The 15,730-nt window shown below is 55.1% G+C and carries 15 protein-coding genes; 9 read left to right on the top strand and 6 right to left on the bottom strand.

All coding sequences use genetic code 11. From position 1 onward, the window contains the following. Nucleotides 1-16 precede the first annotated feature (16 nt). From QGT73_RS01920 to QGT73_RS01880, 9 genes are all read left to right on the top strand, one after another. Nucleotides 17-838 (top strand): DUF3822 family protein, encoded by an 822-nt coding sequence (locus QGT73_RS01920; RefSeq protein WP_280121191.1) that lies wholly within the window; start codon nt 17-19, stop codon nt 836-838. After that, the gene (locus QGT73_RS01915) at nt 829-1,404 is read left to right on the top strand and encodes an RsmD family RNA methyltransferase (protein WP_280121190.1); all 576 of its coding nucleotides are present in this window, start codon (nt 829-831) and stop codon (nt 1,402-1,404) included. Before QGT73_RS01920 ends, QGT73_RS01915 begins: the two co-directional genes overlap by 10 nt. A gap of 91 nt (nt 1,405-1,495) precedes the next feature. After that, nucleotides 1,496-1,945, top strand: coding sequence for a GatB/YqeY domain-containing protein (locus QGT73_RS01910; protein ID WP_280121189.1), 450 nt, complete (start codon nt 1,496-1,498; stop codon nt 1,943-1,945). Between the two features lie 100 nt (nt 1,946-2,045). Then, nucleotides 2,046-3,317: a serine--tRNA ligase gene (gene serS, locus QGT73_RS01905; protein WP_280121188.1), complete on the top strand. Its 1,272-nt coding sequence runs from the start codon at nt 2,046-2,048 to the stop codon at nt 3,315-3,317. Nucleotides 3,318-3,344: 27 nt separating this feature from the next. Continuing rightward, a complete protein-coding gene (gene rbfA / locus QGT73_RS01900) occupies nt 3,345-3,680 on the top strand; it encodes a 30S ribosome-binding factor RbfA (RefSeq protein WP_123617383.1) in 336 nt (111 codons plus the stop codon). Nucleotides 3,681-3,836: 156 nt separating this feature from the next. Continuing rightward, nucleotides 3,837-5,042 (top strand): FtsX-like permease family protein, encoded by a 1,206-nt coding sequence (locus QGT73_RS01895; protein WP_280121187.1) that lies wholly within the window; start codon nt 3,837-3,839, stop codon nt 5,040-5,042. A 137-nt stretch (nt 5,043-5,179) separates the two neighbouring features. Further along, nucleotides 5,180-6,256, top strand: coding sequence for a mannose-1-phosphate guanylyltransferase (locus QGT73_RS01890; protein WP_280121213.1), 1,077 nt, complete (start codon nt 5,180-5,182; stop codon nt 6,254-6,256). A gap of 64 nt (nt 6,257-6,320) precedes the next feature. Further along, a complete protein-coding gene (locus QGT73_RS01885) occupies nt 6,321-6,566 on the top strand; it encodes an HTH-like domain-containing protein (protein ID WP_280121186.1) in 246 nt (81 codons plus the stop codon). A gap of 49 nt (nt 6,567-6,615) precedes the next feature. Beyond that, nucleotides 6,616-8,874, top strand: a complete 2,259-nt coding sequence (locus QGT73_RS01880) for a RelA/SpoT family protein (protein WP_280121185.1) — start codon at nt 6,616-6,618, stop codon at nt 8,872-8,874. Nucleotides 8,875-9,004: 130 nt separating this feature from the next. Here QGT73_RS01880 and QGT73_RS01875 read toward each other — a convergent pair whose 3' ends face one another. The 6 genes from QGT73_RS01875 to QGT73_RS01850 all read right to left on the bottom strand — a co-directional run bounded on the left by QGT73_RS01875 (nt 9,005) and on the right by QGT73_RS01850 (nt 15,686). Then, nucleotides 9,005-9,538 carry a hypothetical protein gene (locus QGT73_RS01875; protein WP_280121184.1) on the bottom strand — a complete coding sequence of 178 codons (534 nt, stop codon included), beginning with the start codon at nt 9,536-9,538 and terminating at the stop codon, nt 9,005-9,007. 133 nt (nt 9,539-9,671) lie between these two features. After that, nucleotides 9,672-13,064: a type IX secretion system sortase PorU gene (gene porU, locus QGT73_RS01870; protein ID WP_280121183.1), complete on the bottom strand. Its 3,393-nt coding sequence runs from the start codon at nt 13,062-13,064 to the stop codon at nt 9,672-9,674. Nucleotides 13,065-13,083: 19 nt separating this feature from the next. Further along, entirely contained in the window at nt 13,084-13,821 is a 738-nt protein-coding gene (locus QGT73_RS01865) for a glycoside hydrolase family 25 protein (protein WP_280121182.1), read from the bottom strand. Between the two features lie 52 nt (nt 13,822-13,873). Continuing rightward, the gene (locus tag QGT73_RS01860) at nt 13,874-14,533 is read right to left on the bottom strand and encodes an AlbA family DNA-binding domain-containing protein (protein ID WP_280121181.1); all 660 of its coding nucleotides are present in this window, start codon (nt 14,531-14,533) and stop codon (nt 13,874-13,876) included. Continuing rightward, nucleotides 14,530-15,012 (bottom strand): S-ribosylhomocysteine lyase, encoded by a 483-nt coding sequence (locus tag QGT73_RS01855; protein WP_123617390.1) that lies wholly within the window; start codon nt 15,010-15,012, stop codon nt 14,530-14,532. The genes QGT73_RS01860 and QGT73_RS01855 overlap by 4 nt, the downstream gene beginning before the upstream one ends. Before the next feature lie 5 nt (nt 15,013-15,017). Beyond that, nucleotides 15,018-15,686 carry a 5'-methylthioadenosine/adenosylhomocysteine nucleosidase gene (locus QGT73_RS01850; RefSeq protein WP_123617391.1) on the bottom strand — a complete coding sequence of 223 codons (669 nt, stop codon included), beginning with the start codon at nt 15,684-15,686 and terminating at the stop codon, nt 15,018-15,020. Between the last annotated feature and the right edge of the window lie 44 nt (nt 15,687-15,730).

The raw sequence follows: 15,730 nt of genomic DNA, 5'->3' as shown, positions 1-15,730 counted from the left end.
ATAGCCGATAGATACAATGACAGACGGGACTCTTGACAAGGATATGGTGGCCGACACGACGATATGCAATATGATGATGCGTGTCGGAGCCGATCGTGTGGATGCGGTGGTATATTCAATAGTGGCCGACGGCACACTCATCTACCGCTCATATCCGCTTACACCTCCCATGAACGGAGTCAGGGGATTGGAGGAGGTCGTGTATGACAATCCGCTGCTGCTCGGCGAATTTCGCAAGACCTATATACTTGTCGACACGCCCGACTATATGCTGCTGCCCGACGGCATGGACGAGGCGTCGGCCCGTGAGGCTTTCGCCGCACTCCATCCGGCCTATGACGGCACAGTGTGTCACGCCGACATGGCCACGCGCAATGCCTCGGTGGCCTATGGCCTCGGTCATGACCTTTACGGCTTCATCCACCGCACATTTCCGACGGCAGCCGTAGTCCCGCATATAGCTCCGCTCGTGCGCTATTTTGCGTCAAAGCCGGGCCGGGGCAATTCGCGACGCATGATATGCAATTTCCGTCCCTCCTCGCTCGATGTCATCGTCATTGACGGCAACAGTCTGTTGCAGGCCAATACTCTGAGTTTTCGCGCACCGATGGATGCCGTCTATTACATACTTGCCTGTCGGGCGTCCCATGGCCTCGACCCTCATGGCGACGAAGTGTTGCTCTCGGGCGATCAGGCCTTGCGCGAGGAGGTGACACCGGTGTTGCGCACATACATCTCGCGAGTGATGCCGGCTATATTCCCGCCGCAGATGTTTCGTGCCGGCAAGGAGTCGATGAGGGCACCGTTTGATTTAATAGTCTCACCATTATGCGAATAATAAGAGGAAAATATGGCCGACGCCGTTTCAGCGTTCCGACCAATATCACCGCGCGTCCCACCACAGACTTCGCGCGTGAAAACATATTTAATGTCATAGAGAATATCATCGACATAGAGGGCGCGCGCTGTCTCGACCTGTTTGCGGGCACCGGGGCAGTCTCGTTTGAATTTTTGTCGCGCGGAGCGGCTTCGGTCACTTCGGTAGAGAAGTCGCCTGTGCAGGGACGGTTCATAGAGAAAGTGGCCCGTGAGCTACATGACGACAATCTGCGTCTGCTGCGCACCGATGCGGTGAGATACATACGCGACGCGTCCGCTCAGCCTTATGACATAGTGTTTGCCGACCCTCCTTATGATATGCCGGGGTTTGGCGACATCCCCGGAGCCGTGTTGGCGAGCGGGCTGCTCAAGCCGGGCTCGGTGTTCATAATGGAACACTCCAAGGCTTATGATTTCTCATCGCTGCCCCATTTTGACCATCATCGGGCCTACGGGTCGGTGAATTTTTCAATCTTCATAGTGCCCGACGAGGACTCTGAGGAAGAAAAAAACGAGGGAGAGTAGACAAAAATAGCCTGTTAAGTGTTAACTTTGCAGGACAATTCCGCAGGCCCGAGGGTCTGCCAATCAACGTTTCAACAAAAATACCCGAAATATGGACTTATTTGACAGAATTTCGGCCGACATAAAGGCTGCTATGCTGGCCCGCGAGAAAGTGAGACTCGAGACACTCCGCGGCATCAAGAAAGAATTTCTCGAGGCCAAGACCGCCAAGGGCGGTGACGGCACTCTCTCGGACGATGCCGCAATGAAGATACTTGCCAAGATGGCCAAGCAGCGCAAGGAGACTGCCTTGATATATGACGAGCAAAACCGTCTTGACCTGCGCGACAACGAGCTGGCCGAGGCTGCAGTGATAGAGGAATATCTGCCCAAGCAGCTTTCGGAGGAAGAACTGACCGAGGAACTTAAAAAAATCATAGCCCAGACTGGTGCCACTTCGGCCAAAGAGATGGGCAAGGTGATGGGCGTAGCCTCAAAGGCTCTCGCCGGACGTGCCGACGGCAAGGTGATTTCAGCCAAGGTGCGCGAGTTGCTTGGTTAAATAAAGTCAGAAGAGGCTGATAAGTCAAGACAACAGCTCTCTGACAATAATTACGCACTATAATACGGCAATTGCTAATTGCTGATAACTAATTGACAAAATGCTTACTTTACAACAGATAAAAGAGGATCCCGAGCGCGTCATCGCGCGCCTCGCCGTGAAAGGTTTTGACGGCAAACAGGGTGTAAACGACGTAATCGACTTTGATGACGAGCGCAAGAATCTCCAGTTTCAGAACGACAATCTTGCCGCACAGCTCAAGAAGAAGGCCGATTCCATAGGCCGTCTCATGAAGGAAGGCAACAAGGCCGAGGCCGAAGAGGCCAAGAAAGAGGTAGCCGAAATGAAGGAGAAGCAGAAGGAGCTGGCCGAGCGTCTCGCCACAACCGAAAACGCTATCCGCGACATACTTCTCGGTATGCCCAACATCCCCTGCGACATGGTGCCCGAAGGCCGCACGGCCGAGGACAACGTGGTGGAGAAGACCGGCGGCCAGATGCCCGAGCTTCCCGCCGACGCGCTTCCCCACTGGGATCTCGCCAAGAAGTATGACCTCATAAACTTTGACCTCGGCGTCAAGATCACAGGCCCCGGATTTCCGGTGTATGTGGGCAAGGGAGCCAAACTCCAGCGCGCGCTCATCCAGTTTTTCCTCGACCGCGCTTCCGAAGCCGGCTATCTTGAGATACAGCCCCCTTATGTAGTGAACGAGGCTTCGGGCTACGGCACAGGCCAGCTTCCCGACAAAGAGGGTCAGATGTATTTCATCAACGAGGACAAGCTCTATCTCATCCCGACAGCCGAGGTGCCCGTCACCAACCTGTATCGCGACGTGATAATCCCCGCCGACAAGCTTCCCATCAAGAATTGTGCCTACTCGGCATGCTTCCGTCGCGAGGCCGGCAGCTATGGCAAGGATGTACGCGGTCTCAACCGTCTGCATCAGTTTGACAAGGTGGAAATCGTGCGCATCGAGAAGCCCGAAAACTCCTATGCAGCCCTCGAGGAGATGAAAGACCACGTGCAGGGTCTGCTCGAGAGCCTCGGATTGCCCTGGCACATACTTCGTCTCTGTGGCGGCGACATGAGCTTCACATCGTCCATCACCTTTGACTTCGAGGTCTATTCGGCAGCCCAGGGCCGCTGGCTCGAGGTGTCATCGGTGTCAAACTTCGAGACCTATCAGGCCAACCGTCTGAAGTGTCGTTACCGTGGCGAGGACAAGAAGACCCACCTGTGTCACACGCTCAACGGCTCGGCTCTCGCCCTTCCCCGCATCATGGCCGCTATCCTTGAGAACAACCAGACTCCCGAGGGTATCATCGTGCCTGAGTGTCTGAGAAAGTATACCGGCTTTGACATCATCAACTAATCCTGCCGGGGATTGTTGTAAAAATATATGGAAACAACAAGACAAGCTAAAATAGCAAGGCTTCTTCAGAAGGAGCTGAGCGAGATATTCCGTCAGCAGACGGCCAAGACACATGGTGTGCTGGTGTCGGTGAGCGCGGTGCGCGTATCGCCCGACCTCAGCATCGCCAAGGTGTATCTTTCGATATTCCCGGCCGACAAGTCGCAGGAGCTTATCGAGAGCATTACAGCCAGTGCAAAGACCATACGTTACGAACTGGCTCAGAAGGTGAGATTTCAGCTCAGGAAGTGCCCCGAACTGAGTTTCTACATCGACGACTCGCTCGACTATATAGAGAATATCGACAAGCTCCTGAAAAAATAAACATGTCAGGAAGATACAAAAGGACATAAGCCGCATGAAGAGACAAAAGCCTGTCAGTTAGTCGGTAGACGTAACCGACCGGCAGAAAGAGACTTTTGTTTCATGTGAGGCCTGTGTCCTTTTGTATCTCCCTGCCGTTTTCAACCCGATTGCATTATGCTGTCATTGCGCGTCGCGCTGCGCTATCTTTTCGCTCCCAAGAGCCATGCCGCCGTCAATATCATATCGCTGATATCGATGGCGGGTATAGCTGTGGCCGCTTTTGCCATGGTGTGTGTGCTGTCGGTGTTCAACGGTTTTACCGATCTGGCCGCTTCGCGCCTTTCGGCTATCGACCCTGAGATTAAAATCACACTTCCCTATGGCGAGGTGATAGCCGACGGCGACTCGCTTGCCGCGGCCGTTGCCGCAGTCGACGGAGTGGCCGATGTGAGGCAGGTGCTCGAGCAGCGAGCCCTCGCGGTGAGCGACGGTGACCAGATGCCGGTAAGAGTAAGAGGCATAGCCGACAATTACTCTGACGTGTCATCGCTCTCCGACCTTGTCATCGACGGCGAGATGCTCGACGATCCGGGCATGGAGTATGCCCTGCTGAGCGTAGGCGTGGCTGTGCACACAGGCGCGCGTCCGTCGCTCGAGCGGCCTTTCATGCTCACGGTGCCCCGACGTCTGGGGCGCATCAATCCTGCTTTCCCTATGGCCGCGTTTCGCACCGACACGCTGTATGTGAGCGGAGTCTATCAGACCAATCAGGGAGAGTATGACGAAGATCTTGTGTATATCCCGCTCTCATCGGCCCGGCGGCTGTTTGACTACACCACCGAAATCACCTCGCTTGACGTGGCTGTCGACGAGGGACGCGATCCGTCGGATGTGGCCGGAGACATAAGCCGTCAGCTCGGCGGAGTGTATGTGGTGGCCGACCGCATGCAGCAGCAGGAGGCTTCGTTTCGCATGATACGTATAGAGAAGTGGATAACCTTTCTGATGCTCCTTTTCGTGTTGGTGATGGCATCGTTCAACATTCTTTCCACCATGTCGATGCTCATAATCGAGAAGGAGGACAATATGCGCATACTCACGGCCCTCGGAGCCTCGCGAAGCATGCTCAGGCGCATATTTCTTGACGAGGGATTACTTATAGCCCTGACGGGTGGATTTATCGGTATCGCCATAGGGGTGATATTGTGTCTGCTCCAGCAGCATTTCGGACTCATATCGCTCGGAGGCGACCCCTCCCAGTTGTCGATTGACCATTATCCGTGCCGTCCGGCTGTCGCCGACATTCTCATCACCGCGTGTGTGGTTGTGGTGATAGGTTTTGTGTCGGGCTTCATCTCCTCACGTGCTGTCAAAGAATAGTTATAGAAGAGGAAGAGAGTCAAAAAAATGTTACTCTAAACTTTTTTAAACATCCTCTTAACACCCAACTTTAAACTTTTTTTACTAACTTAGCGGATATAACAGATCCGTAATAATAGCTTTAATAAAATATTATGATGTCTCATCGTTACTGTGTGATTATGTGCGGTGGAGTCGGCAGCCGTTTCTGGCCCTATTCCCGCGAAGACCGTCCCAAACAGTTCATAGATTTTCTCGGTACCGGGAGGTCGCTGCTTCAGATGTCGTATGACCGCATACTTCCCCTTGTGCCCAAGGAAAACATAGTAGTCGTCACCAACGAGAAATATGCTCCGCTCATACGCGAGCAGCTCCCCGAAGTGCTCCCCCACAATATACTTCTCGAGCCGGCACGCCGCAACACGGCCCCCTGCATAGCTTGGGCCGCCTATCACATACACGCTCTCGACCCCGAGGCTTCGATGATAGTGGCTCCGAGCGACCATCTCATAACGGGCGAGGCCATGTATTGCGACTGTGTGAGACGCGGATTTGAATTTGTCGAGGCCAACGACGCCCTGCTGACGCTCGGCATCAAGCCCGTGCGTCCCGAGACCGGTTATGGCTACATACAGGTGGGGGCGGAGGTGCTTCCCGGCATTAACAAGGTAAAGACTTTTACCGAGAAGCCCAATCTCGAGCTTGCCAAAGTATTTCTTGACTCGGGCGAATTTTTCTGGAACGCCGGCATCTTCCTGTGGCGCGCGTCGGTCATTATCGACGCCCTGCACAAGTATGACACTGATCTGACTGACCTCTTTGACAAGGGCAAGGCCGACTTCGGCACACCGGCCGAGACTGCATTCATCAGTCAGAATTTTGAGTCGTGTCCGGCCAATTCCATCGACTACGCGGTGATGGAGAAGGCCGACAATGTGTATGTCGAGTGTGCACTCTTCGGGTGGAACGATCTCGGCACCTGGAGCGCGCTTTATGACAACTCTCCGGCTGATGAAAACCGTAACGTCTCGCAGGGTGCGGGCGTGATAGCCTATGAGTCGGAGGGTAACATATTTGTCACTCCCGCCGGGAAACTCGTTGTGGCCGACGGTCTCAACGATTACATCGTGGCTGATGCCGGCGACGTGCTGCTCATCTGTCCCAAGGCCCGCGAGCAGCATATCAAGCAGATGGTCAATGACGTGAGAATGCGTTATGACGAGAAATATCTCTAAAAAATAATAAGTTAGTGTAGAAGATAGTTCTATCTTCTACACTAACTTAGAATTAATCATAATTATGAGCTTAGATGAATTAGTAATGGAACTTAATACGTTCTATAAGTTAGGAAGAGAACGTCGAGAATGTAATGCACTGATTCAATGTTTTGGTATAAAAAATGCTGATATTATTAGAGAAATAGGAGTAATGCCAGAAGAAATTGTTGAAAAATCAATGCTTAAAGGAACTACATATGCCACTGAAATTCGTAAAGGTATAAAGTTGGCAAAATATGTAGTTTTGAAAGATGGGGTTATGTCATAATGTGTAATATCATTGTGATTATATAAATCTGAATAACATAAGTCTTACCATGGAAACATACAACCTCACTCCCGAGCAGGAGAACAAACTCATAGAAGACGAGTTTGCCGATTTGCTTAACGGCTATCTTGCAAGCAACCACCGCAAGAAGGTCGATATAATCGCGCGGGCATTCAAGTTTGCCCGCGCGGCCCATTACGGGGTGAGGAGACGCTCGGGCGAGCCCTATATACTCCATCCCATAGCGGTGGCCAAGATTGCCTCGCGTGAGATAGGTCTCGGTTCCACATCCATCTGCGCGGCCCTGCTGCACGATGTGGTCGAGGACACGGAGTATACGGTCGAGGACATAGAGCATCAGTTTGGCAAGAAGATTGCCGAGATTGTGGCCGGACTCACCAAGATTTCGGGTGGTATATTCGGAGACAGAGCCTCGGCCCAGGCCGAAAATTTCCGAAAACTCCTGCTCACCATGAGTCAGGACATACGCGTGGTGCTCATCAAGATGGCCGACCGTCTGCACAACATGCGCACCCTCGGCTCCATGGCTCCCAACAAGCAATATAAGATAGCCGGCGAGACGCTCTATATCTATGCTCCGCTGGCTCACCGTCTGGGCCTCTTCGGCATCAAGACCGAACTTGAAGACCTCAGTTTCAAGTATGAGCATCCTACCGAGTATGCCCGCATAGCCTCGCTGCTCAAGGGGAGCGAGGAGCAGCGCGAGATGGTCTACAATAACTTTGCCTCGCCCATCCACCAGCGTCTTGCTGAGATGGGGCTCACTTACGATGCCAAGGCGCGTGTCAAGTCGGTCTACTCCATATGGCGCAAGATGGAGACCAAACGCATACCTTTTGAGGAGGTCTATGACCTCTATGCCATGCGTATCATCTTTGACCCGCCGCAGGGGGTGGGAGAGAAGGAGATGTGTTATCGCATATATGCCGCACTGACCGACCTCTACACTCCTCATCCCGAGCGCATACGCGACTGGGTGACTGTGCCCAAGGCCAATGGCTATCAGGCTCTGCATGTCACGTTGATGGGACCTGACGGCAACTGGATAGAGGTGCAGATACGCTCGCGCCGCATGGACGAGATTGCCGAGAAGGGATTTGCCGCCCATTGGAAATATAAAATCGGGGGTGAATCGGAGGAAGAGAGTGAGCTGACAGTGTGGCTGCGCACCATCAAGGATATACTTGACGACCCCAACCCAAACGCCATCGACTTTCTCGATACGCTCAAACTCAATCTCTTTGCGAGCGAGATTGTGGTGTTCACGCCCAAAGGCGAACTGCTTACACTCGCAGCCGGCGCGACCGTGCTCGACGTGGCCTACACGCTCCACTCCGAGATAGGCAACCGGTGCATAGCCGGAAAGGTCAACCATAAACTTGTGCCCCTGTCGCAGAAACTCAATTCGGGCGACCAGGTGGAGGTGCTCACCTCGCAGTCGCAGACACCCAAGGCCGAGTGGATGAATTTTCTTGCCACAGCCAAGGCCAAGACCCGTCTGCGTAAGGAGCTGCGCCGCGTGCAGCAGCCGTTTATCGAGGAGGGAAAGAAGATTTTTGACAAGTTTCTCGCCGACAACAATATCACGCTCAACAACGATGTCATCACCAAGATACTTGGCCGCTATCAGGTGCAGACGCGCGAGGAGCTGTTTCTCAAACTCGGCAACGGCGAGGCTTCGATTGACGATTATCTGAATGTCAACACCTCGAGCCGGGCCAAATCGCTCGTGAGCCGTCTGCTGCGCCTCGGATTTCCGGGCAAGAGCGGCGGCAAGAAAAAAACGTCGCAGCAGCAGGAGCAGGTGTCCCTGTCGGGCGAAGCCGCTCCCAAAATCAACACCAAGGAGGTGTATATACTCCATGACGACGGTTCGAAACGCAATTTCACTCTTGTCGACTGCTGCCGTCCGATACCCGGCGACGATGTGATGGGCTATCTTACCTATGACGGGCGTGTGGAGATTCACTCGCTCACATGCCCGCATGGCCAGAAGCTGAAGGCAAGCCACGGCGACCGTCTGCTTGCCGTGGAGTGGGACCGTGTGGACCGCGATTTCATTGCGAGTGTGCGCATAGAGGGTATCGACCGCCGCGGCATACTCCAGGAGCTTACCGGTGTCATCTCGAGCGCGCTCGAGATGGATCTGCGCCGGCTTAACATCGAGGCGCGCGGCGAGGTGTTTACCTGCGAGCTTGACGTCAAGGTCAGCGACACGCGCCAGGTCGATGCCCTTTGCTCGCGTGTGCTCAAAATCTCAGGCATACGGCGCGCGGCGCGTGTATGACAACCATATAACCGCAGCTACAAAAAAGACATCAAAGCCATCGCATTGTTGAGATAACCGTGCGATGGCTTTGAGCGGATATTTGAGGGCTTAAAATTGTCCTGCGGGGGAGAAAGGAGATGAGTATGCGTTATTTGCCTAAGGCTTCTTTTACTTTGTCGGCTCCGGCCTGAACGGCGTCGGCTGTCTTCTGCTTCACGTCAGAGGCCTTGTCGGCAACAGCATTGCCTACTTCAGAGGCTTTATCGGAGACTGCGTTGCCTACTTCGGCAGCTTTGTCCTTGGTAGCGTCGACCGCACCTTTGACGGCTTCACCGGTCTTGGTAGCCGCGCTGTCAACCGCGTTTTTGGCAGTGGTGAGCGCGCTGTCGGCCTCAGCCTTGAGTCCCGAGAACACACCAGCGGCCGAGGGGTCCTTGGCCTGAACTACGGGTGCCACTTCGCTGAGATATGCCTGGGCGGCTGAGTCATCACCGTCCTTTACGAGTTTGGCAGCATAGTCCTTGGCCTGCTGCACATATATCTTGAGACTGTCGGGATTAGTGCAATTTTCGATTTTAGCCTTTATAACAGCCCCTTCGTCTTCGGCTTTCTTTACGGATGTGCCGCATGATGTGGCGGCGAGTGTAGCCAATACAGCAAATGATAAAATCAGCTTTTTCATAAATAATTGAAATGATATGTTAGAGTGTAGTGGCTGATTGGGGTTTCAGACCACTTACCCTTTATTAACCATTGCAGTCAGAAAAAGTTCATTATCATCGGCTGAAAAATTTACATGCCGTCAATGTGATATGTCAGAAGGGAGCGACAGCTATGCGTTTGGCCACTGACGAGGATGTGGCCGGAGCGTCGGATGTGGCTTCGGTGGTCACAGTAGCCCTATAGACGTAGATGTCGCGACCCACACGTGCGCCGGCCGAGTTGGTGAGGTTCCAGTTGACAGGCGAGGTGAGGAACATGTCGGCGCGCCCGCGCTCGGTGGCACTCCATATGGGCTGGCCCGAGAGGTCGTAGATGTCGATTCTCACGGTGAGCATGGCGTCGGGCCGGTTGTGGGCTATGTAGAAATTGGCCTCGACCGTGGCAGGATTGGCATCGGTGTAGACGTCAAATATCTTGGGCGCGAGTGTCGGATCGACGATAAAGTCGATTGAGGCCGTGGCTGAATTGCCGCCGATGTCCCATACTTTGAGCGTGGCCCTGTGGACGCCGGCCGTCAGTTCGGGCAACTGATACACTATGTCGCCGGCAGGCAGACCGTCGCTGTCGGGGATGAACGATGACGAGAGGTCGCTGAGATGGATGTTGTCATCAATGCGCAGCGACATCTGGTGACCGATGCCGGCAAGCGACATATTTAGGCCCATGTCGTCGCTCACGCGGGCGAGGAGCAGAGGTGTGACGTTGACGGGGTCACCGCTGGCAAAGGTCTCGTGGTTGAGATACATGCTCTCGATTACGGGTGCCTTGTCGTCGGTGATAGAGTTTTCGTCATAGCCATACACGTAGAAGTCTCTGTTGGCACCGCCGGCCGAGAGTGATGCGTCGTCGGTCTGGGCATACATTGCAAGAGTGGCGTTGCGGAAGTTGTCGGCAATGTCGGCCGGAAGCACAAACGAGCATTCCCACTTGCCGTTGACCACTTTGGCGCGGCCTGTGTAGAGCTGGTCGCCCTGCTCGTCATAGACATATCCGCCTGCTGTCTCGTTGTCTCGGCCCTGTGTCGTGAAGCTGCGCTCCGCGTCATAGAGTGTGAGGTCGATATATCCGTTGAACGAGTCGAGCAGATGTCCGTCGGATGAGAGCACTGAGCCGCGGAGTGTCGTTGTGGCAAGAGCCTGTATCACCAGGGGCTCTGACTCTCCGTCATCAGGGACTACGGCCACGTCATTTATATAGTCGAGCGTGGCTATGGCCGACGGGATGGCCAGGCGCATGGCGGGGTCGCCGAGCAGCACGTAGCGCAGCTTGTTGGAGTCGGAGCCGATGCCGTTTTTGGCACGGCGGAGCACTTCGCCTATCGGACGTATGTTGCCGTTGCCGTCGGTGGCGAAAAGTTCCTGACCCAGACCCTTGGTGAGAATGCCGTTGCGGGTGATGTAGACGGAGCGTGTGGCCGAGATGCCGCCGATGACGCCGCCGGCGTCGGAGAGTGTGAGCATTTCGAGCCCGCTGTATTCGTCGCCGTCCCAGTGGGCGAATGAGCAGGTGGCACCGTAATAGAACGGTGCGCGGCGCAGATAGAGGTTGTTGATGTCGGTGAGCCCGAGCAGTCCCTCGCTGCCCATGGTGGTTATGGAGGAGTGGCCTACATAGTTCCACCACACGGTGCCGTCGTTGAGAAGATTGTAAAACTTGTCGCGTGCCACCTGCACGACACCTCCGATTTTGTCATAGGTGTCGACATATACTTTGGAATATGTCATCTCGCGTCCGCGTTTCTGAGAGCGGAAGAGGCGTTCCATATCCTCGGTCTGTGACATGTGTATGTTTTCGTTTCCGTCATCGGCCACAAACATTATGCGGTTGCGCCACTGTCCGGCGGACGGAGCTGTGGAGTAGGCTATGAGCCTGTCGACATACACTTTGGCCTCGGCGGCCGTGTGGGCCGGTATGCGTCCGACAGCCACGTTGAGCATGTCGGCCTCAAGATTGAGTCCGGAGTTGTCGGCGAGTATGCCATAGGCGTCATCGGTGCTGTAGGAGTAGTTTTCGAGATGGCCGTTGTCGGTCTGCCATATGGGGATTGTGGCCTGAGTGTTGCGCTGCCATGCGGCTGTGAGTTTGCGGTGGTCATAGTTCGCGCTGCCCATGAGCAGTACATATTGCAGCCTGTGGCCCTTGGAGTCGGTGCCGCGGTCATAAAACATTTTGAGCATGCGACGCAGACCGTTTATGTCGGGCGTGCCGCTGCTGAACTCGTTGTAGACTGTCTCGGGTGTCACCACAAGTACGCGCATGGTGTCAATGGTCTCGGTATGGAGCTTGGCAATGCGGTTGGCCTGTTCTTTGAGCGCGCTGTGGGTGATTATCACTATGTCGGGAGTCTTCTCGCCGTGGAGATTCTGGTTCTTGATGACACCGGCTACCTTAGGGGTGAGAAACTGCGCGTTTTCATTCCATGCGGCATATGTGCGCCGGCCATAGTAGTCGTTGTTCCATCCGGCTATGCCGTCGGTGACCGAGTGGTTCATTCTCACGATGGCCAGAGGATTGGTCACGTCCCAGATGCGGGTGTTTTCTCCGGCCCCTTCGAGCGATGACGCGAAGCCTGTAAACTCCAGCCGGTGAGACGCCGGGAGTGCGATGCGACGCTGATAGTTGACGGTAATCTTGTCGAGGTAGGCCTGGGTGAGAGTGCCCATCTGTGAGGCTGTGATGGTGAGGTTGAGCTGTTGGCCCGAGGTCGGGACAAAGGTGCGGCGCATGGTGGCGAGTTCGCCCCAGTCGCCTGTGCCCGACACGCGGTCGGAGGTGGAGGCGGGAAGGGTATTGCCGTTTTCGGCAAAAGTCAGTTGCACTCCGCCGCTTGCTTTGGCGAAGAACACACATTGCATCGTTATCTCGCTGTCGTCCTCACGGCCGGGGAGCTGGATGGTGAAGCGTCGGGTGGGGGTGAAGCGGAAATCTTCGCCCACCATGAGGTGGCCGCTTCCGGCCGGGCTCACGGCATCGGTCTCGTGGACAGCGGTCGCGGTGAAGTATTGGCCCGGCTGACCTGTCGCCGGCCGTCCTTCTACGGGGATAGCACGCTCCTCGGCTTCATTGTCGCTGATGAAGTAGTAGCCGAGGGTCGAGTAGGGGTTGGTGGTGTAGAAGATGGTGCCGTAGATGTCGGAGGTGGGTGTGAGTGGTCCTTCGGCGTAGAATACTATGCCGCGTGAGGTCAGTTCGCTCTGGAGCATCGGCAGGTCGTCGGTGTAGTTGTCGAATGTAAACCTGTCGGATATGCGTTTGCCTCCGTAGCCGTATATCCTGACTTTGGATGGATTGTCAAAGCCCCATGCGCGCAGGTCGGCGAGAGAAATCATGTGCAGGCCTGTATGTGACACGCTCAGCTTGACCCATCTGCCGCGACTCAGTGCCGACGACTCGGTGTAAGTGTCGGGTGAGAATGCTCTTGTCAGGCCTGTCGAGGCGAGAAGAAGGAGCAGAGAGAGAATATATCGTAGATGCTGTGATTTCATGGATAGGGGATTATCGCATCTATTTTAACGCTGATTTGACACTTTTTATTGTGTCGGAAACCGATATGCCTGAGGCAAATGTGGGCCAGTCGGTGCGTGATGAGGTGAATATATTTATGTCCACGTCGTGGTCCACACCTTTCACCCGTCCGTGGTGTGTGGCCTGCCATATGTCGCAGTCCATGTCGTCGGGGAGCGATCCGAGCGAGCAGAGCCACAGAGGATAGGTCTCGAGGCGGCCGTTGATAAATCGTGCGTGGCCTTTCTTGTTGGTGTAGAGCATCACACGATAGCCGTGGCTCTCGAGATGGTCGGCCATTTCGGTCACGCGGTTCATCACCAGTTTGGTGGTCTGGAAGTTGGGGTTGGTAAACTCTTCGATGTCTATCACGGCGGGCAGGTCGAGGTTGCGCCCGTGGATGGAGTTGACAAAGTTGAGTCCCTGCATGTAGCCGGGGGTGTCGAAGCGAAAGAAGTGATAGGCTCCGACTTTCAGACCGGCTTTGCGGGCTTTGCGCACATTGTCGACAAAGCGTTTGTCCTTGAAAGTGCTCCCTTCGGTGGCTTTTATGAATACAAACTCTATGCCCTCGGCTTTCACGCGGTCAAAGTCGATGTCACCGTTGTGCGCGCTCACGTCTATGCCCACGATTTCATAATCGCTGAAGCCCGGCACAGTGTGCGGTGCCCGTCTGTCTCGGCGACATCCGGCCATCATGGCGGCGAGAATCAATATGAACGTAATGTAACGTAACACTTGAAATCGTGGGGTGAGTTAATTGTGATTTAAGTTTGTTTAATAACACCCTCTAAGCCGTGCAGACCATTGTGAAGCGTGTCCCGTCATAGCGGAAATCTATCACTCCCATGCTGTAAAGGCTTATGGCGAGCTCTTCGGCCATGGCGCGCGATATGTGGGCCTCGACCATGAAGTCCTCGAGCGTGACACCGCTGTCGTCCGAAGCCATGCGGAGCAGTTGCCGGCCGTGCGAGTCGAGGCCGAGCATTGAGCCTGACGTCTGCTCGGCGGCACGCTGCCATGCCTTGACGAGCAATGGCGGCGCGGCTATGTTCTCGTCGCGCACCCGATAGTAGGCACGCAAGTGGCCTTCGGCCTCTTTGACCTGCACGGGGCGCGCGGGCGCACGGTCTATCTCGACCCTGACCACGGTGTGTCCACCTTCGGTCTTGAAGGCTGTGACACGCAGTTGCTGGGGCGGGACACAATACATCTCGGCGGCCTGTTCCACGAGATATATGTCCTCCTCGTTGCGCACTCCGGCTATGGCTCCGTTGTCCTTCACGCCTATGAGCAGACGGCCTCCGTCGTTGTTGGCAAAGGCTGATAGAGAACGGGCTATCTTGCGGGCGTCGGAGATGGCAAACTTGAAGTCCTGATGCTCATGCTCCCCCTCTTCGATAAGCGAGGCTATATAGAATTTTCCTTTTATACCCTTGAGGTCTTTCACTGTGGGTAGCAGAGATTTTCGGGGGTTATACGGTCGAGCACTTCGTCGATGTAGGTGCGTGCTGCACGTCGTGCACCGTCGAGGTCCATAAAGGAGTAGTTGCCGCAGTCACGCGGTGACGCTCCGGGGATGTCGCCTTCATATCGTGCCACAAACTCCATTGTCTCGCGCATGAGCGGCACAATGTCGGCCGGTTGGGGCGAGCCCTGTATCAGCAGGTAGTTGCCTGTGCAGCATCCCATCGGGCCCCAGTAGACCACTCGGCTGCTCCAGTCGGGATTGTTGCGCAGATAGGTGGCTGCGAGGTGCTCCATGGCGTGAAGTGCCTCGGGGGTGAGTGCCGGCTGACGGTTGGGTTCGGTCATGCGTATGTCGAAGGTGGTGATTACATCGCCCGAAGGTGTGAGGTCGCGGCGCGACACATAGATGCCGCGGAGCAGACGCTCGTGGTCGATGGTGAAACTCGGTATCTTTTCCATGTCAGTTACAATGAGTCGATGAGTGACTTGATGAGTCCGAACGACTGGCGGGGGGCATCCTCCCAGAAGTCTTCATACTGGCGTGAGTTGTCGTGGTGACACCAAGGGGTGTCGCTGATGACGCGCATACAGAAAAACGGCACGCCTCTCAGGTGGCAGGCCTGGGCTATGGCCGCGCTCTCCATGTCGATGGCCATGACGCCGGGAAAGTTTTTCCTGATGGCGTCGACCTGTTCGGCCGAGGTGATGAAGAGTTCGCCGGAGGCTATGAGTCCGCGTTTCACGTTGGGAGCATCGACAGCTTCGGCATATGTGCGCGCGGGAAATGTACGCGGACATCCGGGCACTCGTCCCCACTCCTCGCCTATGCACCAGAAGTCGTGATGAGCGACTTCGGTCGCGACAACGGCGTCCATTACGGCTACATTCTCGCCGGCTCCGGCTGCCACGCCTGTGTTGATTACGAGGTCGGGGTGAAATGTGTCAATGAGTGTGACGGCTCCGATGGCGGCGTTGACTTTGCCTATGCCGCACTCCATGAGTGCCACTCTGTTGGTGCCTATGTTGCCGAGGTGAAACTCGGTGCCGCCCACCTTGCGGGTCTCGCGGTTGTCCATGAGCGGCAGGAGCAGGTTGAGCTCCTTGGTCATGGCTACGATTATTCCTATTGTCATATTGTTACTTGCTCTTCGAGCAAAGGTTATAAGGTTATGGAGGA

It is taken from the genome of Duncaniella muricolitica (assembly GCF_910574735.1).
Lineage (GTDB): Bacteria > Bacteroidota > Bacteroidia > Bacteroidales > Muribaculaceae > Duncaniella > Duncaniella muricolitica.
The sequence above is the reverse complement of the archived record's forward strand: the minus strand, read 5'-3'. Positions and strand labels throughout refer to the sequence as shown.